Annotated in this window: 17 protein-coding genes, 1 pseudogene and 1 riboswitch; of the genes and pseudogenes, 9 read left to right on the plus strand and 9 right to left on the minus strand. The window is 73.5% G+C overall.

Features of this window, described 5'->3' with window-relative positions:
- Positions 1 to 20 precede the first annotated feature (20 nt).
- Positions 21 to 1,385: an SWIM zinc finger family protein gene (locus ACOBQU_RS15195; RefSeq protein ID WP_423627421.1), complete on the plus strand. Its 1,365-nt coding sequence runs from the start codon at positions 21 to 23 to the stop codon at positions 1,383 to 1,385.
- Between the two features lie 115 nt (positions 1,386 to 1,500).
- A complete protein-coding gene (locus tag ACOBQU_RS15200; protein WP_423627422.1) occupies positions 1,501 to 3,189 on the plus strand; it encodes a DUF5691 domain-containing protein in 1,689 nt (562 codons plus the stop codon).
- Positions 3,190 to 3,333: 144 nt separating this feature from the next.
- On the opposite strand, the gene ACOBQU_RS15205 is transcribed toward ACOBQU_RS15200, so the two are convergent.
- Complete coding sequence (locus tag ACOBQU_RS15205; protein ID WP_423627424.1) at positions 3,334 to 3,744, minus strand: cobalamin B12-binding domain-containing protein; 411 nt, start codon at positions 3,742 to 3,744, stop codon at positions 3,334 to 3,336.
- A gap of 439 nt (positions 3,745 to 4,183) precedes the next feature.
- Between ACOBQU_RS15205 and ACOBQU_RS15210 the strand changes: the two genes are divergently transcribed.
- Positions 4,184 to 5,074, plus strand: a complete 891-nt coding sequence (locus tag ACOBQU_RS15210) for an esterase/lipase family protein (RefSeq protein WP_423627426.1) — start codon at positions 4,184 to 4,186, stop codon at positions 5,072 to 5,074.
- Between the two features lie 396 nt (positions 5,075 to 5,470).
- Positions 5,471 to 7,161, plus strand: a pseudogene (locus ACOBQU_RS15215) (M23 family metallopeptidase).
- Between the two features lie 152 nt (positions 7,162 to 7,313).
- Here ACOBQU_RS15215 and pcrA read toward each other — a convergent pair.
- On the minus strand, positions 7,314 to 9,851 hold the full coding sequence (gene pcrA, locus ACOBQU_RS15220; protein WP_423627428.1) for a DNA helicase PcrA: 2,538 nt from the start codon (positions 9,849 to 9,851) through the stop codon (positions 7,314 to 7,316).
- 292 nt (positions 9,852 to 10,143) lie between these two features.
- Positions 10,144 to 10,288, plus strand: a riboswitch (cyclic di-AMP (ydaO/yuaA leader).
- An 8-nt stretch (positions 10,289 to 10,296) separates the two neighbouring features.
- Here pcrA and ACOBQU_RS15225 point away from each other — a divergent pair.
- A complete protein-coding gene (locus ACOBQU_RS15225) occupies positions 10,297 to 11,574 on the plus strand; it encodes an NlpC/P60 family protein (protein WP_423627430.1) in 1,278 nt (425 codons plus the stop codon).
- A 191-nt stretch (positions 11,575 to 11,765) separates the two neighbouring features.
- Here the strand turns inward: ACOBQU_RS15225 and ACOBQU_RS15230 are convergent, their stop codons facing one another.
- Positions 11,766 to 12,128: a hypothetical protein gene (locus ACOBQU_RS15230; RefSeq protein WP_423627432.1), complete on the minus strand. Its 363-nt coding sequence runs from the start codon at positions 12,126 to 12,128 to the stop codon at positions 11,766 to 11,768.
- Between the two features lie 377 nt (positions 12,129 to 12,505).
- On the opposite strand from ACOBQU_RS15230, the gene ACOBQU_RS15235 reads away from it, so the two are divergent.
- Positions 12,506 to 13,585, plus strand: coding sequence for an NlpC/P60 family protein (locus ACOBQU_RS15235; protein WP_423627433.1), 1,080 nt, complete (start codon positions 12,506 to 12,508; stop codon positions 13,583 to 13,585).
- Between the two features lie 21 nt (positions 13,586 to 13,606).
- Here ACOBQU_RS15235 and ACOBQU_RS15240 read toward each other — a convergent pair whose 3' ends face one another.
- Complete coding sequence (locus tag ACOBQU_RS15240; RefSeq protein WP_423627435.1) at positions 13,607 to 14,383, minus strand: LuxR C-terminal-related transcriptional regulator; 777 nt, start codon at positions 14,381 to 14,383, stop codon at positions 13,607 to 13,609.
- Positions 14,380 to 15,666, minus strand: a complete 1,287-nt coding sequence (locus tag ACOBQU_RS15245; RefSeq protein WP_423627437.1) for a PspC domain-containing protein — start codon at positions 15,664 to 15,666, stop codon at positions 14,380 to 14,382. The genes ACOBQU_RS15240 and ACOBQU_RS15245 overlap by 4 nt, the downstream gene beginning before the upstream one ends.
- A 170-nt stretch (positions 15,667 to 15,836) precedes the next feature.
- Here ACOBQU_RS15245 and ACOBQU_RS15250 point away from each other — a divergent pair, with 170 nt between their 5' ends.
- Both ACOBQU_RS15250 and ACOBQU_RS15255 read left to right on the plus strand, forming a co-directional pair.
- On the plus strand, positions 15,837 to 17,174 hold the full coding sequence (locus ACOBQU_RS15250) for a PspC domain-containing protein (RefSeq protein WP_423627439.1): 1,338 nt from the start codon (positions 15,837 to 15,839) through the stop codon (positions 17,172 to 17,174).
- A complete protein-coding gene (locus ACOBQU_RS15255) occupies positions 17,161 to 17,415 on the plus strand; it encodes a hypothetical protein (RefSeq protein ID WP_423627441.1) in 255 nt (84 codons plus the stop codon). The genes ACOBQU_RS15250 and ACOBQU_RS15255 overlap by 14 nt, the downstream gene beginning before the upstream one ends.
- Here ACOBQU_RS15255 and ACOBQU_RS15260 read toward each other — a convergent pair.
- The 3 genes from ACOBQU_RS15260 to ACOBQU_RS15270 all read right to left on the minus strand — a co-directional run bounded on the left by ACOBQU_RS15260 (position 17,412) and on the right by ACOBQU_RS15270 (position 20,226).
- Positions 17,412 to 17,939: a DoxX family protein gene (locus ACOBQU_RS15260; protein ID WP_423627442.1), complete on the minus strand. Its 528-nt coding sequence runs from the start codon at positions 17,937 to 17,939 to the stop codon at positions 17,412 to 17,414. The genes ACOBQU_RS15255 and ACOBQU_RS15260 overlap by 4 nt on opposite strands.
- A gap of 255 nt (positions 17,940 to 18,194) precedes the next feature.
- The gene (locus ACOBQU_RS15265) at positions 18,195 to 19,460 is read right to left on the minus strand and encodes a hypothetical protein (protein ID WP_423627444.1); all 1,266 of its coding nucleotides are present in this window, start codon (positions 19,458 to 19,460) and stop codon (positions 18,195 to 18,197) included.
- A gap of 391 nt (positions 19,461 to 19,851) precedes the next feature.
- Complete coding sequence (locus tag ACOBQU_RS15270) at positions 19,852 to 20,226, minus strand: class II aldolase/adducin family protein (RefSeq protein ID WP_423627446.1); 375 nt, start codon at positions 20,224 to 20,226, stop codon at positions 19,852 to 19,854.
- Between ACOBQU_RS15270 and ACOBQU_RS15275 the strand changes: the two genes are divergently transcribed.
- Complete coding sequence (locus ACOBQU_RS15275) at positions 20,216 to 20,695, plus strand: pyridoxamine 5'-phosphate oxidase family protein (RefSeq protein WP_423627448.1); 480 nt, start codon at positions 20,216 to 20,218, stop codon at positions 20,693 to 20,695. The genes ACOBQU_RS15270 and ACOBQU_RS15275 overlap by 11 nt on opposite strands.
- Positions 20,696 to 20,790: 95 nt before the next feature.
- Here ACOBQU_RS15275 and guaA read toward each other — a convergent pair whose 3' ends face one another.
- A complete protein-coding gene (gene guaA, locus ACOBQU_RS15280; protein WP_423627450.1) occupies positions 20,791 to 22,380 on the minus strand; it encodes a glutamine-hydrolyzing GMP synthase in 1,590 nt (529 codons plus the stop codon).
- Between the last annotated feature and the right edge of the window lie 148 nt (positions 22,381 to 22,528).

Consider the following 22,528-nt stretch of genomic DNA (forward strand, 5'->3'; position numbering starts at 1 on the left):
CGGGACCTACCTTCGAGGACATGACTCAGCAGGGGGTGCGCTGGACGGCGGACCAGGTGCTGGCACTGGCACCTGACGCATCGTCACGCAAGGCGGGAAGCAAGCTCGGCACGGCCGGGCCGTGGTCGCAGACGGGCAGTTCGGGCGAGGGGGCGGTGTGGGGCCTGTGCAAGGGCAGCGGCAGCAAGCCGTACCAGACGGTGATCGACGTGGCGGACGTGGCGGGCCCCGCGTACAAGTGCAGTTGCCCGAGCCGTAAGTTCCCGTGCAAGCACGCCCTCGGGCTGCTGCTGCTCTGGGCGGGCCCCGGAGGCGAGCCGGTCGTGGCGGCCGGGGAGCAGCCGCCGGACTGGGCGCGGGAGTGGCTGGCCGGGCGGCGCAAGCGGGCCGAGGCCAAGCGGAGTTCGGCCGCGGCGCCGCAGCAGCCGTCCGATCCGGAGGCCGCGCGGAAGCGCGCGGAGCGCAGGGCCGAGCGCGTCACGGCGGGCGCGACGGAGCTGGAGCGCCGCCTGACCGACCTGCTGCGCGGCGGCCTGGCCACGGCCGAGCAGGCGGGGTACGGGCTGTGGGAGGAGACCGCGGCCCGCATGGTCGACGCGCAGGCACCCGGGCTCGCCGCCCGCGTGCGGGAGTTGGGCGCCCTCCCCGGGTCGGGGCCGGGCTGGCCGGTGCGGCTGCTCGAGGAGTGCGCGCTGCTGCACCTGCTCGGCGCGGGCTGGCTGCGCCGGGACCAGCTGCCGGACGCCCTCGCGGCCACGGTCCGCTCCCGCGTCGGCCTGCCGACGGCGGCGGAGGGCCCACCGCTCCAGGACCACTGGCAGGTCCTCGCGCAGTACGACACGGCGGACAGCAAGCTGACCACGCGCCGTATCTGGCTGTACGGCAAGGAGTCGGGGCGCACGGCACTGCTCCTGTCGTACGGCGCGGCGGGCCGCGCGCCCGCGCTGTCCCTGCCGGTCGGCCTGGCGCTCGACGCCGAGCTGGTTCCGTACGCCACCGACCCGGCGTCCCGGCAGCTGCGCGCGGACCTGGGCGAGCAGTTCACCGCCCCGGGCCCCACGACGGGCCACCCGCCGGGCCTGCCCACGGCGGAGGCGGCGGCGCGGTACGGCGAGGCCGTGCGCGACGACCCCTGGCTGGAGTCCTGGCCCGTCACCCTGGGCCGGGTGATCCCGGTGCCGGACGGCGCGGGCTGGCAACTGGCCGACGCGGACGGCGACCTGGCCCTGCCGATAGCCCCGCCCGCCACGTCCCGCTCGGGCCTGTGGCGGCTGGTGGCCCTCTCCGGAGGGGCCCCGCTCACGGTCTTCGGCGAGTGCGGCCACCGGGGCTTCACCCCGCTGGCGGCCTGGCCGCACGCCGAGGCGGAGACGGTACGGCTGTGACGACCGAGCCCGGTACGAAGCGACCCCGCGGAGCGGCGGCGCACGGTCCCAGAAGGACGGCCCGGAGCAACGCGTACGGACCCATCAGGACGCAGAAGGAGCAGGAGGAGGGGACATGAGCACACCCACCACCCCCGCACAGGCACCCGCGCCCCGGGCGCACGAACAGGCGCACGCGGACGCCGCCGCGGACCTCGCGCGCGCCCCCTGGGAGGACCTGGTGACGGCGGCGCTGCTCGGCACGGACCGGCGCACGCCGCCCGTCGCAGTGCCGGGCAAGGACGCCCCGACCGCCCTCCTGGACGCGGCCGCCGTGCAGACGGTCCGGCGCCGGGCCGGTCTGCGACCCGCCCCGGCCGCCGCGCGCCCCGAGCCCGCGGCCGAGGACCCCCGCCCGGTCGTGCCCCCGGCGGCCCGGCGCAGACTAGCGACGCTGCTGGCCGACCGCCCGGGCCCGGGAGGCGGCCGCCGCGGTGCCGCACCCGACCTGATGGAGCTGCTGCCCCAGTGGCTGGCCCTCGCCAACGAACGGGGATTCGCGGCGCCCCCGGAGCTGCTGCCCGCCCTGCTGTCCGCGGCCCGTGGCCGCACCGACCTGCGCCCGCAGGCCCTCGCCTTCGCGGGCCCGCGCGCCCGCTGGCTGGCCACGCTGAACGCGGACTGGAAGTTCGCCCTGCGCGCAAGCCCCGGCAGCGTCCCCGCACCCGGCCCGCAGGACGGCCCCGGCACACCGGACGCACGGGCCGCCGAAGAGGTGGAACGCCGCTGGCAGGAGGGCCTGTTCGCGGAGCGCGTCGCGCTGCTCACCACGCTGAGGGCGCAGGATCCCCACGCGGCCCGCGAGCTGCTCATGAGTACGTGGACGACGGAGCGGGCCGAGGACCGGCTGATGTTCCTCGACTCGCTGCGCACGGGTCTGAGCACCGCCGACGAGCCGTTCCTGGAGCGGGCCCTCGGCGACCGCAGCCGCAACGTCCGCTCCACGGCGGCCGAGTTGCTGTCCACCCTGCCCGGCTCGGCCCTCGCGGGGCGGATGGCCGAGCGCGCCGCGGCCTGCGTGACCCTGGATGGCACCGCGCGCACGCCGACGCTCGCGGTGGAGCCGCCGCACGCGTGCGACGCGGGCATGGAGCGGGACGGCGTCGTCCCGAAGCCACCGGCGGGCCGCGGGGAACGCGCCTGGTGGCTGGGCCAGTTGCTGGAGGCGGCCCCGCTGGCCACTTGGCAGCGCACCTTCGGTGACCGCTCCCCGGCGGAGGTCGTGGCGCTGCCCGTGGCCGACGACTGGCACGGCGAGCTGCACGCGGCGTGGTGTCGGGCCGCCGTGCGCCAGCGGGACACCGGCTGGTCCCGGGCCCTGCTCGGCGCGCCCTCCGCGACCGAGGCGGCGGGCCCCGGCGCGGTGTCCCTGGCCGAGCGGGCCAAGCTCCTCACCGCCCTGCCCGCGCCCGAGCGGGCCGCGTGGGTCGCCGGTTTCATCGACGCGCACGGCCTGTCGGAGGCGTTCCAGCTGCTCGGCGTGTGCGCGGTGCCCTGGGCCCCGGACCTCGGCCGAGCGGTCGTGGACGCGTTGAACATCGCGCGGGACGCGGGCAGTTACCCCTGGAGCTTCAGCGGCGTGATGGGCCTGGCCGAACGGTGCCTCGACCCGGCGGAAGCGGTCCGGCTCGACGCCCTCACGGCGGTACCGGACGAGCCGGAGAACGCGTCACCGGGAGCGGGCGGCTACTGGTCGGAGGCGTTCCAACGCCTGGTGACGACGCTGCGGCTGCGCGCGACGATGCACGAGGAGCTAGCCGCGTGACTCCCAACCCGGGGAGGGAGGGCGCCCGCGCATCGGCGGCGGCACCGCACGGCTGGGGCACCGCACGGCCGGGGCCCCACCGCATGGCGCGCCACCCGCCGCCCCGCGGCCAGAAGGCGGCCCGCCCCGCGAAATCCGCCGGGGCTAAACCGGCTGCCGCACGTTCTCCCGGACCCACTCCACGATCGCCGTGGTGGTCGCCCCCGGCGTGAAGATCGCCGCGACGCCCATCTCCTTCAGCGGCGGGATGTCCTCCTCGGGGATGATGCCGCCGCCGAAGACCTGGATGTCCGCCGCGTCGCGCTCCTTGAGGAGTTCGATCACGCGGGCGAACAGGGTCATGTGCGCTCCGGACAGGATGGACAGGCCGATCGCGTCGGCGTCCTCCTGGATCGCGGTGTCCACCACCTGCTCGGGCGTCTGGTGCAGGCCGGTGTAGATGACCTCCATGCCAGCGTCGCGCAGGGCCCGGGCGATCACCTTGGCCCCGCGATCGTGACCGTCGAGGCCCGGCTTGGCGACCACCACGCGGATCGGACCGGCTCCCACACCCATCACTGCCTCCATGTACCGACGTCCCCGTAAGGAAATCCAGCGTCCCAGCACGGATACCCCGCGCCGCACCGGCCGGGTAGGTGAACGAACGTTATCTCCAGGATCGCGCAAGCCGCAGTTTCGTGGTGGAGAGGGAGGGGGAAATCACACGGTGGGACACGTTCGCTGCGCGCCGCTCCCGTCCCACCCGGCCCACGGGGACGGACCCGGCCCGGCCCCCGGGCCGTTTCCCGCCCCGCACCCGGGTCGCGGAAGGGGCCGCGCCAGGGGAGCCGCTGCGAGGTCACCGCACCACCGCGCCGCCAGCCGCACGGCGCGGCGGCCGCGGTGCGCCGCCCGAGGCACGACGCGCTGTGATCCGTCGTGCCTCGGCCACGGTTTCCCACGAGGGCACACGGGGGACAGCGGTGTCCGCCCGCGTGCCGACCGGGAGGTCGCCATGACGGTCGCGGGACTCCAGCTCTTTCGCCAGCCCTTTCACCAGCCTTTTCACCAGCCCTTTCGCCGCTGCGGCGAACTTCTGTCGGCGGGCCTTTCCGGCCTCCCCCTCGCCCTCCTCAAGGCGACCGCGCTGGAGTTGGCGATCCTCGCCGGTCACGTCCTGCTGTACCCGTCGGGCATCACACAGGAGCGCAGGGTCGTCCCCGCGCCCCCGCCACCGGACGCGCCGACGCTGCCCGCGCGGGCCAGGCCCCCGGTCCTGCTCCTGCACGGCTTCATCGACAACCGCTCGGTGTTCGTGCTGCTGCGCCGCGCGCTCGCCCAGCACGCCGGGCAGCACGTCGAGTCCCTCAACTACTCCCCCTTGACCTGCGACATCCGCACCGCCGCCGAGCTGCTCGGCCGCCACGTGGAGGAGGTCTGCGAGCGCACCGGACAGCCGCGCGTGGACATCGTCGGCCACAGCCTCGGCGGGCTCATCGCGCGGTACTACGCCCAGCGGCTCGGCGGCGACGCCCGCGTCCGCACCCTGGTCACGCTCGGCACACCGCACGGGGGCACGCGGGTCGCGCCGCTCGCCGACGCGCACCCCGTCGTCCGGCAGATGCGGCCGGGTTCGGACGTCGTGGAAGAGCTGCGCGAGCCCGCGCCGGACTGCCGTACGCGGTTCGTGAGCTTCTGGAGCGAGCTGGACCGGATCGTGGACCCCGTCGAGGCGGCCCGCGTCGACCACCCGGACCTGACCGCGCACAACGTCCTCGTCTCCGGCATCGGCCATCTCGCCCTGCCGGTGCACCCCGCGGTCGCGGCCGCGATCCGGCAGGCCCTTGACGCGGCGGAGCCGGGCACGGACCCCGCCGCCACGGCGAACGGCCTGACGGTGGCCTGACCACCCCGACCGCCCCCAACCGCCCCGTCCACCCCGTCCGCCCCAACCACCCCCGCCACCCGAGACACCCCAGGCACCCCAGCCACCCCTGGCAACCCACCCCGCCCGCCCACGGCAACCGGAACGTCCAGCCCCACCCGTCGCACCCGCGCAGCACCCCGAGAACACCCGCGATCGCCCCCCGCCGCCCCCCGCAACCGGACGGACAGACCCCTCCCCGACTCGAACAGCTCTCGAACGCAAGGCCAAGCCTCGGCCCGCAGTCCGCCGAAAGGCGGCCGAATGCCCGTTTCCTGCGAGCGCGGAACCTGCCGAAGATTGTCGCGCCCGCATACCGCCGGGTACAGTCGCGGCACTGCTCTGCCAGCCCATGCTGTCGAGGCGAAAGAGAAGTTGGTGAACGACCGTCACCCGTCGGGGTCCCCCACCCCGGCCCCGGCGCCCGACGCCGACTACACGCCCTACGGCTCCTACGAGCAGCAGAGCGCACAGCACGTCGGCTACGCCGGATACGACGGCTACGCCACCGGCACCTTCTCCGCCACCGGCTTCAACGCCCTGGGCGCCTACGACACCACGGGCGTCTTCGACACATCCGGCTCCGGATTCGCCGTGCCCGGCGGGGGTTTCGCCGCCGACCCGCTCTTCGGCGACCTGCCGGGCGGTGCCGCCGACACCGGCCAGTGGACCACGACGACGGCCACCCAGCAGCCCGTCGGCCACGATCCGTACGCCGCACCGGCCGCGTACGACACGGGCGGCCACGACGCGACGGCCCTGTGGGGCACCGGCGGCTACCAGCAGCTCGCGGACATCCCCTCGCAGCCCGGCCCCGACAGCTCCGCCGTGTGGGACGCCTCCCCGTGGAGCGCGGTGGGCGACACGGGCACCGGCCGGTGGGCCACCACACAGGTCTTCGACAGCGGCGCGTACGACGCCACGGCGTGGAACTCGGGCGGCGCGCACGACGCGTACGAGGCGTACAGCGCGCCCCAGGAGCCGTACGAAGCCTCCACGCACCAGAGCGACGACGCGCCGCAGGGCCACGCGGTGGGCGACACGCACGAGTTCGAGGCCATCGCCCCCTCCGCCGACGAGCCCGGCGGCATCGACGGCATCGACGGCATCGACGGCATCGACGGCATCGACGGCATCGACGGCATCGACGGCATCGACGGCATCGACAACGGCCTGGGCAACGGCATCGACAGCGGCCCGGTCAACGGCATCGACGGCGGCGTCGCGGCGGACGACGACAGCACCGACATCGCGGACATCACGCCCGAACAGCCCCCCGCGAGCCGCGCGGAGCGCGGTCGCGCCTCACGCGCCGCCGCGTCACGGACGCGCGGCCGGGGACGCCGCTCCCCCGCGAAGCGTTCGGCGCTGCTCACCGTGGCCGTGCCCTCGGCCTGCGTGATGGGCGTCGCGGGCGTCGCCGCCGCGTCGGTGGGCGGGCTCAGCGGAGGCGACGGCGACAAGGAGTCGCGGGCCTCGGCCCCCGACGCGACGGCGGTGAAACCGTCCACCGCCAACAGCAAGCTCGACACCCAGCTCGCCAACGTCTCCGCCGACGTGGGGACTTCAAGAACCGGGCGAGCCGTACGCAGGAACGTATTGACCTGAAGGCCGCCAAGGACGCCGCGCACCGCAAGGCGCTCGCCGAGGCGGCCCGCAAGGAGCGGCTGCGCCCCAAGTTCGCGCTGCCCGTCGCCCAGCACGGCCTGAGCGCGTACTACGGCCAGGCGGGCGTCAACTGGATGTCGCAGCACTCCGGGATCGACTTCCCGGTGTCGTACGGCACGCCGGTCCGGGCCGCGACCGACGGCGTCGTCTCCACGAAGTGGAACAGCGCCTACGGGAACATGGCGATCGTGACCGCCAAGGACGGCACGGAGACCTGGTACTGCCACCTCTCCACGCACAAGGTCTCCAGCGGTTCCGTGAAGGCGGGCGACGTCATCGCCTTCTCCGGGAACTCCGGCAACTCCACCGGTCCCCATCTGCACTTCGAGGTCCGGCCGGGCGGCGGCTCCGCCATAGACCCGCTGTCGTGGCTGCGCAGCCACGGACTCGACCCGACGTAGGGCCCGCCGAACCACCGGGCAGCCCGACGCGCACCCCGCACCCATCGCGCGCGGCGCGGCGCACCCGGGCGAGGCGTGACTCCGGCCCCCGCGACCGGAGTCACCCACCCCAGCCCCCTCGGGGCTACAGCTTCTCTACAGCCCCCTCAGGGCTACAGCTTCTCCACCGGCGCGTACCGCAGCAGCAGCCGCTTCGGCTTGCCCTCTCCGAAGTCCACCGACGCCTCGGCGTTCGCCCCCGTGCCCTTCACCGCGACCACCGTGCCGAGGCCGAACTGGTCGTGCGTGACCCGGTCCCCCACGGCGAGCGACACCACGGGCTTCTCGCTGCCCGCCCGGCGCGTGGCGAAGCCCTGCGCCCCGCCCGCGCGCGAACGCGACGACGACAGCGACGAGGCGACCCCCGCGGCCGGACCGGACGCGGCGGGCGCACCGACGGAGCCCTTCCGCTTCCAGTCCACGTGCACCTCCGGGATCTCCTCCAGGAAGCGCGACGGCGGGTTGTACGACGGCTGGCCCCAGGCGCTGCGCATGGACGAGCGGGTCAGATACAGCCGCTCCCGGGCGCGCGTGATGCCCACGTACGCCAGGCGGCGCTCCTCCTCCAGCTCCTTGGTCTGGCCGAGGGCGCGCATGTGCGGGAACACGCCGTCCTCCATGCCCGTGAGGAACACGACGGGGAACTCCAGGCCCTTGGCGGTGTGCAGCGTCATCAGCGTGATGACGCCGGAGCCGTCGTCCTCCTCGTCGGGGATCTGGTCGGAGTCGGCGACCAGCGCCACGCGCTCCAGGAAGTCCGAGAGCGACCCGGCCGGAGCGGCGCCCTCCGCGGCCTCCGCGCCCTCGGCGGCGGCGCTGCTGTCCTGCTCGAACTCCAGGGCCACGGCGGCGAGCTCTTGAAGGTTCTCGATGCGGGTCTCGTCCTGCGGGTCCGTGGACGCCTGGAGTTCCGCGAGGTACCCCGTGCGCTCCAGAACGGCCTCCAGGACGACGGCGGGGCCCGCGCCGGACTCGACGATGGTCCGCAGCTCCTCCATCAGCGTGTTGAAGCGCTTGACGGCGTTGGTGGAGCGCGCCGCCATGCCGTACGCCTCGTCGACGCGGCGCAGGGCCTGCGGGAACGAGATCCGCTCGCGCTGCGCGAGCGCGTCGATCATGGCTTCGGCGCGCTCGCCGATGCCGCGCTTGGGCACGTTCAGGATGCGGCGCAGCGGGACCGCGTCCTCCGGGTTGGCGAGGACGCGCAGGTACGCGAGGACGTCGCGGACCTCCTTGCGCTCGTAGAAGCGGACGCCGCCGACGACCTTGTAGGGCAGGCCGACGCGGATGAAGATCTCTTCGAAGACACGGGACTGCGCGTTCGTCCGGTAGAAGATCGCGACGTCGCCCGCCTTGGCGTCGCCCGCGTCCGTGAGGCGGTCGATCTCGTCGGCGACGAACTGGGCCTCGTCGTGCTCCGTGTCCGCGACGTAGCCGGTGATGCGGGCGCCCGCGCCCTGGTTGGTCCACAGGTTCTTCGGGCGGCGGGACTCGTTGCGCTCGATGACGGCGTTGGCGGCGCTGAGGATCGTCTGGGTGGAGCGGTAGTTCTGCTCCAGGAGGATCGTGGTCGCGTCCGGGTAGTCCTCCTCGAACTGGAGGATGTTGCGGATGGTGGCGCCGCGGAAGGCGTAGATCGACTGGTCGGCGTCACCGACGACGCACAGCTCGGCCGGGCCCTCGGCCCCGCCTGCGCCACCGCCTTCGCCCCCGCCGCCGTCCTCGCCGTCGGAGTCCTGCCGGGAGGGGCCGACCAGCTCGCGCACGAGGGCGTACTGGGCGTGGTTGGTGTCCTGGTACTCGTCGACCATCACGTGGCGGAAGCGGCGGCGGTAGTGCTCGGCGACGTCCGGGAAGGCGCGCAGCAGGTTGACCGTCGTCATGATCAGGTCGTCGAAGTCGAGGGCGTTGGCCTCGCGGAGGCGCGACTGGTACATCGCGTACGCCTGGGCGAGGGTCTTCTCGAAGCCGTCGGCGGCCTGGGCGGCGAAGTCCTCCTCGTCGACCAGCTCGTTCTTCAGGTTGGAGATCTTGGCGCTGAACGACTTCGGCGGGAACTTCTTCGGATCCAGGTCGAGGTCCCGGCAGACCAGCGCCATCAGGCGCTTGGAGTCCGCGGCGTCGTAGATCGAGAACGAGGACGTGAAGCCCAGCTTCTTGTACTCGCGGCGCAGGATGCGCACGCACGCGCTGTGGAACGTCGACACCCACATCGCGTTCGCCCGCGGGCCCACGAGCTGCTCGACGCGCTCCTTCATCTCGCCCGCGGCCTTGTTCGTGAAGGTGATCGCGAGGATCTGGCCGGGGTGCACGCCGCGCTCGGCGAGCAGGTACGCGATGCGGTGCGTGAGGACGCGGGTCTTGCCGGAGCCCGCGCCCGCGACGATGAGCAGCGGGGAGCCCGCGTGCACCACGGCCGCGCGCTGGTTCTCGTTCAGCCCGTCCAGGAGGGCGGCCGGGTCGATCGCCGGGCGCGGGGCGCCGTCCCGGTAGTACGCGTCCCGGTCCACGGGCGCGTCGAACTTCCCGTCGAACAGGTCGTCCGGAACGGTCTCCGGGGCGCTGTCCTCGGGCGGCGGCGGGGGCTCCTCCTCGGCACCCTGTGGGGGTGTGAGGTCCGCCAGGAAGCTGTCGTCAAAGAGGCTGCTCATCGCCTCCCGAGTCTAGGCGGACCCACTGACAACCCGCCCCGGGTTCCGGCCAACCCCGCCCTGCCCCCGGCCACTCCCCTCGGTCACCGTGCGGTCACCCTATGCGATGGCGCCCCCCTGTCGCGCCACAGGCCCCGCAGCGCGACGAAAACGTATCGGGCATATCGAACACCAACCTTCCCCGGCGCCACAGGAGTTGGCTAGCGTGCCCCGCGGGCCGCACGTCCCCCAACCGGCGAACCACGCCGGACCGCGCGGCCTCCGCCGAGTCCGGCGCACCGCGTGACGCCACGGTCACGTGACGCTTCCGGAGCCGGGGACCCACCACGATCCCGGGGTGAATCGGTCCCGTACCTCCGTACGGGACGGTAGGGCAGCCTTCCGATCCGTCCGCCCGAACCCGACAGCTAACCCGGTAGGCGGTCCACGGAAGGAGTCGCCGACCTTGGCGTCGCACCGCAAGCCACGCAGCCGCCCGGCCCGCATACGCACGACCCCCGCCCTCGGCATCACGACGGCCGCCCTCACCTCGGTGGCCCTGCTCTCGCAGAGCGCGAACGCCGCGCCGTCCGCCCCCACGCGCCCCCACGCCCCCTCCGCGCCGGGCAAGCCGTCCCTCGAAGAGGTCCAGAGGAAGGTCGACGCCCTCTACCGGCAGGCGGGCACGGCCACGCAGAGGTACAACGCGGCCAAGGAGCGCACCGACCGGCAGCGCAAGAAGGTCGACCGCCTCCTGGACGACGTGGCCCGCCGCACCGACCGCCTCAACGACGCCCGCCGTCGGCTGGGCTCCTTCGCCGCCGCGCAGTACCGCACCGGCACCGTCTCCGAGACCGCCACGATGATGCTCGCCGACGACCCGAAGGGGTTCTTCGACCAGAACCACCTCGCCGACCGCCTCACGAGCCGCCAGAAGAAGGCCGTCGACGACTTCCAGACGCAGACCGTCGCCGCGACCAAGCAGCGCGCGAAGGCCGCCAAGAGCCTGAAGTCGCTCCAGGACTCCCGCGACGACCTGCGGACGAGCAAGCGGACCGTCCAGACCAAGCTGAGCGAGGCCCGCGGCCTCCTGTCGAAGCTGACCGCCGAGGAGAAGGCGCGGCTCGCCGCCATCGAGAAGCGGAAGGAGGCCGCGGCCCAGCGCAGGGCGGCCGAACTCGCGCGCAAGCAGGCGGAGGCCGAGCGCGAGCGGAAGGCCGAGGAGGCGGAGCGGCGGCGCGAGCGGGAACGCGAACGGGAGCGGGAGCAGGACTCCGGTACGGGGTCGGGGTCCGGGACGGGGGCCGGGTCAGGGTCGGGGTCCGGCTCGGACGGCGGCTCAGGGACAGGGTCAGGGTCCGGCTCCGGGTCTGGCAGCACGGACAGCGGTTACGCCGCCAAGGCCGAGAAGGTGATCGCCTTCGCCGAGCAGCAGATCGGCAAGCCCTATGTGTGGGGCGCCACCGGGCCCGGCTCCTACGACTGCTCCGGGCTCACCCAGGCCGCGTGGAAGACCGCGGGGATCTCGCTGCCGCGGACCACCTGGGACCAGGTGAAGGTCGGCACGAAGGTCTCGGCGGCGAACGCCAAGCGCGGCGACCTGGTCTTCTTCTACGACGACATCAGCCACGTCGGGATCTACATCGGCGACGGCAAGATGATCCACGCCCCGAAGCCCGGCGCGAACGTCCGCGTCGAGTCGATCTACTCCATGCCGATCCACAGCGTGACACGCCCCGCGTAACCCTCCGGCCGGACGGCGCCCCGTCTCCGTAGAGACCCGTCTCCGTAGAGACCCGTCTCCGTAGAGATCTGTCTCCGAAGAGACCCGTCTCCTACGGAGAGGCCCGCCTTCTCAGGGAGCAGGGCGATACGACGGCGGGCCCGCGCCCCTGTCAGGGTGCGGGCCCGCTCACGCGCGCGGCGGCCGTCCGCTCAGGTCCACAGGACGGCGATGAAGATGTTCGCCGTCGTGAGCGCGCCCACCGCGCCGAACATCGCCTTGCCGCTCTTGTCGAGGTTCTCCTCGTCGCGCTTCACGTACACCAGCGCGAGGATCACGACGAGCAGCGCGAGCTTCACGCCGATCTTCACGTTGTTGACCGTGTTGTCGTCGGCCTGGTTCAGGCCGACCAGGGCCACACCGGTGATCAGCATGGTCAGCGCGCCGTGCAGCATCGCGGGGCTGAACCGGGCCGTGCCCTCACCCATGGCCTTCATCTGGGTCAGGAAGCCGCCCAGGAGCGAGGCGATGCCGATGATGTGCAGGCCGACGAAGAAATGGATGAGTACGTCCATGGGGCGGAGCCTAGCCGGGCCCCTAGCACCTCTCTCCAGGCAGGTGGGCCCCTAACGCCACATCGGTCACAGGATCGGGCGAAGCGGGCACCGGGTGGTCCCCTGCCCGATCGCTTGCGTTCACCCCGCGGCCCGCACCTTCCACTTCCGCGCATCGGGTCACGGTCCGGCAACGGCGCGGTTTAGCGTCCTGCTCCAGGTGACCGGCTCCCCACCGCCGTCCGGTCCGTGGACGGCAGCCGATCGCCTCCGCCGAGAAGTCCGGCGGCGCGCCGTTCCCCTGTGCGGGGCGCCGCCGGACCGCGCTGGACCGCCGGGCACCCGCCGCGGCTCCCGGGCGCGTACCGGACCGGCCCCTGGAAGGACGTGGAGCCTCCGTGGCAGAGCACCGCAAGCCCCGAAAGCGCTCGCTCAGCGGCCATACCGCCCGCACCGCCGCTACCCTCGCCCTCGCGTCGGCCGCCACGGCGACCGCCTTCGAAGGCACCGGACACGCCGAGCCCCAGCTCACCCCCAGCGAAGTGAAGACCAAGGTCGACAAGCTCTACCGCGAGGCGGAGGTCGCCACCGAGAAGTACAACGGCGCCAAGGAGAAGGCCGACAAGGCCGAGCGGACCCTGAACGACCTGCGCGACGAGGCGGCCCGCAGGACGGAACGGCTCAACTCCGCGCGCCAGGGCCTCGGTTCCCTGGCCACCGCCCAGTACCGCACCGGCTCCGTCGCCCCCTCCCTCCAGCTGGCGCTGTCCTCCGACCCGGACGAGTACCTCGACCGGGCCAGCCGCGCCGACCGCGCGGGCCAGCGCCAAGCGGCCACCGTCAACGACGTACGCGGGCAGCTGCGCGAGCTCGACCAGGTGCGCGCCGAGGCGGACGACACCCTCGCCGACCTCAGGGCCCGCCAGGCCGCCCTGAAGAAGCACAAGAAGACCGTCACGGGCAAGCTGGATGAGGCCAAGCGGCTGCTCGACCGGCTGACCGCCGCCCAGCGCGCCCGGCTCGCCGCCGACGAGCGGGGCGAGGGCGCGGGTGGCTCCGCGGGCGGCTCGGCGCGGGCCTCGCGCGCCGCCGACCGCGGCCCGGCGACGGGCACCGCGCCCGCCCCCGACTCCCGGGCCGGCGCGGCGATCGCCTACGCCCGCAAGGCGCTCGGCAGCCCCTATGTGTGGGGCGCCACCGGGCCGAACACCTTCGACTGCTCCGGCCTCACCCAGGCCGCCTACCGCGCGGCGGGCGTCTCACTTCCCCGCACCACCTACGCCCAGATCGGCGCGGGCAAGCGCGTCTCCCGCTCCGAACTCCGCCCCGGCGACCTGGTGTTCTTCTACTCCGGCATCAGCCACGTGGGCCTCTACGTCGGCGACGGCCAGATGATCCACGCCCCCAACCCGAGCGCCCCGGTCCGCGTCGCCCCCATCGACCAGATGCCGTTCGCCGGGGCGACGCGGGTGGTGTGACACCGCCGCGCCCGGCGGACGTCACACCAGTCTGCGGGCCGTCGCCCACCGCGTCAGCTCGTGCCGGTTGGAGAGCTGGAGCTTCCGCAGGACCGCCGACACATGGGACTCGACCGTCTTCACGGAGATGTACAGCTGCTTGGCGATCTCCTTGTACGCGTATCCACGGGCGATCAGGCGCAGGACCTCGCGCTCGCGCTGCGTGAGCCGGTCCAGGTCCTCGTCGACCGGCGCCGCGTCCGTGGACGCGAAGGCGTCCAGGACGAAACCGGCGAGGCGGGGCGAGAACACCGCGTCGCCCTCCTGGACCCGGAAGATCGAGTCGATCAGGTCAGTGCCCGTGATCGTCTTGGTGACGTAGCCGCGGGCGCCGCCCCTGATCACACCGATCACGTCCTCCGCGGCGTCGGAGACGGACAGCGCGAGGAATCGCACCGGCTCCTCCGCGTCCGCCATCAGCGCGGCGCAGCGGCGCAGCACCTCGACCCCGCCGCCGCCCGGCAGGTGCACGTCGAGCAGCACCACCTCGGGCCGCGTCGCCGTGATCACCGAGACCGCCTGGTCGACGTCCGCCGCCTCGCCGACGACCTCCACGCCCGTCTGCTCGGTGCGGCCGATCTCCGCCTGCACTCCCGTGCGGAACATGCGGTGGTCGTCGACCAGGACGACCTTCACATGCCGCCCGGCGCCGGTCGCCGCGTCCGTGTCGGCGGCCTCCCCGGCTCCGGTGGCGGGGTCCGCGGGCCCCGTCGTCCCGGCCTGCTCCGCGGGCCCGCTCGCCTCGGTCGCGTCGCTCATGTCGCCGCCGTCCTCTCCATCTCCAGCTCGACTTCCGTGCCGCCGCCCGGCACCGCGCGCAGCCGCGCCGTACCGCCGTTGCGCTGCATGCGGCCGATGATCGATTCTCGTACGCCCATGCGGTCGTCCGGCACGGAATCCAGGTCGAACCCCGGGCCGCGGTCCCGGACGGACACAAAGACCGTCTCCCCCTCTACTTCGGCGAAGACCTGCACCGCGCCGCCCTCGCCACCGTACTTGGCGGCGTTGACCATCGCTTCCCTCGCGGCCTGCATCTGGGCGCGCAGGCGGTCGTCGAGCGGGCAGTCGCCGACGACGACCACCTCGATCGGGACGCCGTGCTTGTCCTCGACCTCGGCGGCGCTGCGGCGGACCGCCTCGGCCAGCGTGTCGGGCTCCTCGGCCTCTTCCTTGCCCGTGCCCTCCGGCTTGTACAACCAGGCGCGCAGGTCGCGCTCCTGGGCGCGGGCGAGGCGGCGCACCTCGCCCGGGCTCTCCGCGTTGCGCTGGATCAGCGTGAGGGTGTGCAGCACCGAGTCGTGCACGTGGGCGGCGACCTCCGCGCGCTCCTGGGCGCGGATGCGCATCAGCCGCTCCTCGGAGAGGTCCTGCGTCATGCGCACGAGGTAGGGGCCCGCGAGCAGCGCGATGCCGACGAGGACGGCGAGCGCCGCCTGGAGGGCCGCGCCGAGGTCGGACGCGGAGCCGCGCAGCACGAAGATGCCGGACACGCCGACGCCGACGAGGAGCACGCCCGCGGCCGTGCGGGCGATCGTCAGGGTGCGTCTCTTGCGGCCGACCTCCATCCAGCGGGCCCGCCGCGCGTTGTCCGCCTGGCGCCAGACGAGGGCGACACCGGCGGCGACGAGCAGCGTCGGCCAGAGATACGCCTTCGTCGGGCCGCCGAGGTCGACGCTGCTGATGAAGACCATGGAGACGACGACCATCGCGAGCAGCGCGAAGATCTGCCCCTTGTCCGGCTTGCGGGCGACGAGTCTTCGGCGGCCGTCGGGGGCCGTCTCCGTGCCGACGACCCCATGGCGGCCGTCGCCGACACCGCCGACGCCGAGCGGGACGAAGAACCAGAACGCCGCGTACAGCAGCGCGCCCAGGCCGTTCGCCGTGAACAGGCCGATGAAGATGAGCCGCACCCAGATCACGGGCAGGCCGAGGTGCCCGGCGAGTCCGCGTGCGACTCCGCCGAGCATGCGGCCCTCGCCGCTGCGATAGAGCTTCCGCAGCGGCCGCTCGTCTTCGATGGGAATCGCTGCGGCTTCTGGCATGTCATCGATGGTCACACGCGGGCGGCGGCGGGGGCATCAGGGTCGATCCCCCAGACTCCCCTGATCTCTGCCCTGATCCGTGCCGGGCCGGGGTCGTCAGGGGCGATATCAGGGTTCGGCCAGGGTTGTCCCGACTGCCGCGGGCGGGCCGGGGACGTCACCATGGATCCATGACAGATCAGCAGCCCGCGCCGGGCCCGACGGCCCCGCCGCGCGATCCCCTGTCCGACCCGGTCGACGAGCCGGGCGGGCTGGAGGGCGTGCGGGAGCGCATGTTCCGCCGCGACCGCAGGCATCGCAAGCTGGGCGGCGTGTGCGCGGGCCTCGGGCGGCATTGCGACATGGACCCGGTGATCTTCCGCATCGGCGTGGTGGTCCTCGCGATCACCAGCGGCCTGGGCCTTGTGTTCTACGGCTTCGCATGGCTCCTGATTCCCTACGAGGACGAGGAGGAGAACGAGGCGCGCCGCCTGCTGACCGCCCGCGTCGACGGTCACGCGCTGACGGCGGTCCTCTTCGCGCTCGTCGGCTGCGGGGTGTTCCTGACGCTGTTGGGCAACGGCCAGGCGCTGACGTTCGCGGCGGTCCTCAGCCTCCTCCTCGCGGGCGCGGGATATTGGTCGCGGCAGCGCGGCGCCCCCGACCCGGACCCGGCGGCCGCGCAGGCCGTGGCGGACGCCCCGCCTGAGACCAAGGCCCCGCCCATGACGGGGGCCCCGTCCTGGTGGCGCGACCCGCTGGTCAGAGACGGGGTGCAGGAGAAGATCCCGCAGTACTTCTGGGGCCCGGACCCGGTCGCCTTCGAGTACGACCCGGTGTCCGCGCACGCCACGGCCGCGGCCCGTGTGAGCGCCGCCGCCCGCAGCGCTGTCCGCGGCCCGCGCTGGATCGGCGGCTGGGTGTTCCTCACCGCCCTCCTCGCGGCTGGCCTCGGCACCGGCCTGACCTGGCAGGAGCAGCCGCTCGGCACCAGCCTGCAGACCGGCTTCGCGTGCGCGCTCGCGGTGCTCGGCCTCGGCATCGCGATCAGCTCGTTCCTGGGGCGCACGGGCGCGGGCTCGATCGTCCTCGCGGTCCTCACGGCCGCCCTGGTAGCGACCTCGGCGGCCCTGCCGAAGAACATCACGACGGACTGGATACGCAAGGACTGGCGCCCCACCACGGCAGCGGACGTCCGCCCGAGGTACGAGCTGGGCTCGGGCGTCGCCACGCTGGACCTGAGCCGGATCGACCTCAGCAAGGGCCAGACGCTGACCACACGGGGCGAGCTGGGCGCGGGCCGTCTGCGGGTGATCGTGCCGCGGGACGTCACGGTGAAGCTGCGGGCGGAAGTGGGCGTCGGGGACATCCAGTTGCCGAGCGACGACCGGCAGGACGTGGACATCGCCCCGGGCAAGGAGCGTGAGGCGACCCTGGAGCCGCCCAAGGGCAGCAAGGCGTCGGGCGTCGTCGACCTGCGGCTTGAGGTCGGCGTCGGACAGGCGGAGGTGGCACGTGCTGCGTCATGACTTCCAGCCGGGCAGGCTGGTGGCGGGCTTCTTCCTGACCGTGGCCGGTCTGGTGTACGCGGGCGACGCGGGCGGCCTGTGGGAGACCCCCTGGTTCGCGGTCATCCCCATCGTGACGGGAGGTCTGTGCCTCGCGGGCGCCGCGGCGACCGTGGCCCACGGCATACGCAAGCAGCGCGCGGGCCGCAGGAAGGCCGCCGCCGCGGACGGGGCGCCCGGCGCCGGGTCCGGCGGGGGTTAGCCGAGGCGCAGTCCGGTGCCGCGGCGGCGTTCGGCGAGCCAGCTGTCGACGGAGAAGACGGACGCCCCGGCGAGCAGCAGCGGCAGCCAAGCCATCAGGTACGGGAGGTCGTTGCCGTAGTAGTAGGGCTCCTCGTGCCAGCTCATGGTCAGCCAGAGGCTGAGGGAGATCAGGGCGCCGCCGAGCGCGGCGAGCCGGGCGTAGAGGCCGATCAAGGTGCCGATGCCGACGGCCAGTTCACCGAGGGCGATGGCGTAGCCGAAGCCGACGGGGCTCTTCAGGGCCAGGTCGACGAGTTCGGGGAACGCGGCGAGGTCGCGGACGCCGCGCATGGTCTCGCCGATGGAGCCGGTTCCGTTCGCCTTCAGGAAGGCGCTGTCGGTGAGCTTGTCCAGACCCGCGTAGATGAAGGTGACGCCGAGGAAGACCCTCAGCGGGAGCAGGGCGTAGCGAGTGGCGGACTCCCGCCAGTCGTCGCGCCTGACAAAGCTGGTGTGGCTGTCGGTGCGCATGCCGTGAGCCATCGCTGTCCGCCTCTCCCGTTGACTCGTCAACTGACGATACGTACGGGAGGGAGCCGCTGCTCAGTGGCGTGCGGCCGATGTCGCGGCGGGGGTGCGGGAAAGGGCGTGGTCCGGGGTCGGGGAGGGCCCGGGGAGGGTTCGGGGAGCACACAGGAGGGGGAATGTCATGCGTCCATTCGGAGCGGTGCGCGAGGGAGTGCGGGGCGTGGTGCGGGCGGTCGCGCGGAGTGGCGTGGGGCTGGCGCGGGGGTGGGGTCAGTCCGTGACGTCGATGGTGCAGCGGTTGGTCTCGACGCCCGCCGCCGTGATGACCTGGACGTCGACGCGGCCGGGCTCGACGTCGACGGGTACGGGCACGGTCAGGACGGTGTCCGTCGGGTTGGTGAAGCCCCCGGAGACGGGGACGAGCGGCACGTGGACGTGGACGGCGCCGATGCGGACGGCCATCCGGGCCAGCCGGTCGGCGCTGCCCGCGCCGGGCGGCACGAAGCCTGCGCCGCGGATCTCGATGTCGTCGCCGGTGCGGATCGGCGCGTCCAGGTCGCCCGCCTCGCGGCGCCGTACGACGGAGAGGATCACGGGGCGGCCGCCTTCGGCGTACTTCCCCGCGACGTATGTGGCGGCCGACACGAGCACGAGGACGGCGAGGCCCCACGGCAGGTCGGGCAGTTGCTCGGGACGGCGGGCGAGCCGGACGGCGGCGAAGACCACGGCGACGGTGCTGACGAGGACGTACTGGACGTCAGCGAAGTGGCCCCGGCCCGAGTCGTCGGTGAGCAGGTCGGCGGCGCGCGGCCGGTCGGCGCGGACCTTCTGGAGCCGCTGGGCGAGGACCCTCAGGCCCACCACGCGCCGGACGAGCACGGCGACGGCGCACACGACGGCGAGGACGGTCACCAGACCCGCCGCGCGGGCCAGTTCGAGGCCGTCGATGAGGCCGTCCCGCTCCGCGCGGGACGAGGCGGCGGCAAGCTCGCAGGCGAGGACGAGCACGGCGAAGACGGTCAGCAGCACCCAGCTGGCGGCGACGGCGCGCGAGGTGGACAGCCGGTTGTCCTCACCGATCACCGGTGCGAGCACCCCGCCCCGCGCCCGGTGGAGGTATGCGGCGCCGGACAGCAGGCAGGCCAGGGCGAGGGCCGCGAGCAGCCCGGCCGTGCGGGTGTCGGTCCAGCCGGTGCCGACGGCGGTGAGCGCCTGGACGAGCAGCAGTGCCACGACTCCGGCCCAGACGGCGGCGAGGGTGTACCGCCACAGCCGGGACAGCCAGGCGGCGCCCTCGGCGCGGCCGCGTTCGGCGACGTCCCGGGCGGACTGCGTCAGCTCGTCCGAGACCCACTGGCGGGAGGCGCCCGCGGAGTGGGCGACGGCCGCGGGCAGCCCGCGCCCGGCGGCTAGCTCGTCGCGCTTGGTGAGGAACGCGGCCACGGCGCGCCGGTGTCCCGCGCGCGCTCCGTGCGGGCAGTCGCCGCACGTGCAGCCACCCCCGTGCGCGTCCTGCCTGGCTTCCTGCACCGCCACCGCGTACGCCGCCTTCCCCACCCTCGACCGAAGTCGTCGTCGAACCCGCGATCGGATCTCCCGTCCGCCGTGGGCTCGTGAACTACCCTGCACCGACTGGGAATTGTGCCGTACGGACGCCTGTGCGTGCTCCTCGGGTCAGGTCAGTGAGGGTGGCCTTGGAGGACGCGTGTTGACGTCGGCCGTGGAGCGGCGGGCGGGGGCCGGGCGGGTGACGCGTCCGAAGGGTTCGCTGGGGTCAGGCGAGCAGGTCGGGTTCGGCGCGGCTGATGCCCTGCCAGGGGGGCCGGTAGCTGATCCAGGCCACGAGGCCGCCGCCGAGGTGGTCGCGGGTCGGCCGGGCCTGCTCGTCGTGGTCGATGAAGGCCGCCTGGTGGAGGTGGTGACGGCCCTAGACGGCCTGCCCGTCGACATTGGCGAGGGCGAGGTCGCGGGCGGTGACGTGCTGGAACGGCATGCCGAACGGGTTCACCCAGAAGCAGTCAGGGTGGTCCGGGCCGTGGGCGGCGGTGTGGCCGCAGACGCCGTCTTCGTAGCCGAGCCGTCCGAGGATCCGCAGGGCGCCCGCGAGCCGTTCCTTGCGATCAGCGGGGCGGAGAGCGGAAGCGGGCGGGCCGCCGAGGACGGGGACGAGGGCGGGAGGGGCGTCGAGAGGAGAGTCGGGAGAGGAGGTGAGAGGAGAGCCGGGAAAGGCGACAAGAGGTGTCTGGTATTGGCGGCAGGCTGGGCGTATGTCGTCCAGCCTGGGAGCCCGTATGTCGTTCAACTGGGAAGCCTTCGCCGCTGCGGAGCCCGAGTTCGCGGAGGTCGTGGAGAAGCGGTTCGGGGCGTTCACGCACCATGTCCTCGCGACGCTGCGCAGGGACGGGGCGCCGCGGACCACCGGGATCGAGGTGCGGTTCCTGCACGGGGAGCTGTGGCTCGGGATGATGCCCAGCTCACTCAAGGCGCTGGACCTGCGGCGCGACCCGCGTTTCGCGCTGCAGGCGAACCCGGGGCCGGGCACGGAGATGGGCGGCGGGGACATCCGGGTCGCGGGCCGCGCGGTGGAGGTGCGGGACCCGGAGGTGATCGCGCGGTATGCGGACGCGGTGCATCCGCCGGACCCGGACGCGTTCCACCTGTTCCGGGCGGAGCTGACGGAGGTAGTGCGAACGTATATCGAGGAGGGGCGATATCTGGCGGTGCGGCTGTGGCAGCCGGGGCGGCCGGTGCGGAAGTTCCGGCGCACCTGACGCCGGGCCCGGCGGGGTGGGGGCGGCCCGTGGACGCGAACGGCGCCGCCCGCCCCGTGCGGGGCGGACGGCGCCGTGTCAGCGCTGCGGGGAGGTCACTCCCACTCGATGGTCCCCGGCGGCTTGCTCGTCACGTCGAGGACGACGCGGTTGACGTCGGCGACCTCGTTGGTGATGCGGGTCGAGATCTTCGCGAGCACGTCGTACGGCAGGCGGGACCAGTCGGCCGTCATGGCGTCCTCGGAGGAGACGGGGCGCAGCACGATCGGGTGGCCGTAGGTGCGGCCGTCGCCCTGGACGCCGACGGAGCGGACGTCGGCGAGCAGCACGACCGGGCACTGCCAGATGTCCCGGTCGAGCCCGGCGGCGGTGAGTTCCTCGCGGGCGATGGCGTCCGCCTCGCGGAGCAGGTCGAGGCGGTCCTTCGTGACCTCGCCGACGATGCGGATGCCGAGGCCGGGGCCGGGGAAGGGCTGGCGCTGGACGATCTCGTCGGGCAGGCCGAGTTCCTGGCCGACCATGCGGACCTCGTCCTTGAACAGCTTGCGCAGCGGTTCGACGAGCTGGAACTCCAGGTCTTCGGGGAGGCCGCCCACGTTGTGGTGGGACTTGATGTTGGCGGTGCCGGTGCCGCCGCCGGACTCGACGACGTCCGGGTAGAGGGTGCCCTGGACCAGGAAGGCGACGTCCTCGCCGTCGGCGGCGCCCTCGGCGACGATCTCGGCCTGGGCCTGCTCGAAGACGCGGATGAACTCGCGACCGATGATCTTCCGCTTCTCCTCGGGGTCGGAGACCCCGGCGAGCGCGGACAGGAACCGGTCCTGGGCTTCGACGACCTTGAGCTGGACGCCGGTGGCGGCCACGAAGTCCTTCTCGACCTGCTCGGTCTCGCCCTTGCGCATCAGGCCGTGGTCGACGTAGACGCAGGTCAGCTGGGAGCCGATGGCCTTCTGGACGAGGGCGGCGGCCACGGCGGAGTCGACGCCGCCGGACAGGCCGCAGATGGCGCGCTTGGTGCCGACCTGGGCGCGGATCGCGGCGACCTGCTCGTCGATGACGTTGCCGGTGGTCCAGGTCGGCTTGAGGCCCGCGCCGCGGTACAGGAAGTGCTCCAGGACCTGCTGGCCGTGCGTGGAGTGCATGACCTCGGGGTGGTACTGGACGCCGTAGAGCTTCTTCTCGTCGTTCTCGAAGGCGGCGACCGGGACGACGTCCGTGGAGGCGGTGACGGTGAAGCCCTCGGGGGCGGCGCTGCACGCGTCGCCGTGGGACATCCACACGGACTGCTCGGCCGGGGTGCCCTCGAAGAGCGTCGAGCCGGGCTTGGAGACCGCCAGCGGGGTGCGGCCGTACTCACGGGCGCCGGTGTTGTCGACGGTGCCGCCGAGGGTGGTGGCCATGAGCTGGAAGCCGTAGCACATGCCGAAGACGGGCACGCCCGCCTCGAACAGGGCGCGGTCCACGGACGGGGCGCCGTCCGCGTACACCGACGAGGGACCGCCGGAGAGGATGATCGCCGCAGGGTTCTTGGCGAGCATCTCGGAGACCGGCATGGTGCTCGGCACGATCTCGCTGTAGACCCGGGCCTCGCGGACGCGGCGGGCGATGAGCTGGGCGTACTGCGCTCCGAAGTCGACGACCAGGACGGTGTCGGGAGCGGCGGCAGCGGGAGTCGCTGAGGACACGGCGGCGGCCTTCCGGCGTTGAGCGTGCGCAGGGGGTTCGCTCGCGAGCGGGGGGTCGCGAGGGGCGTGCGCGCGCGGTTGGAGCTGGGGTTGTTTTGTCGATTCTAACGGGCTCGCGTGCGGCGGGTTCGTCGCATCCGACGGAGGT

This window comes from Streptomyces sp. G45, assembly GCF_049542095.1.
Lineage (GTDB): Bacteria > Actinomycetota > Actinomycetes > Streptomycetales > Streptomycetaceae > Streptomyces.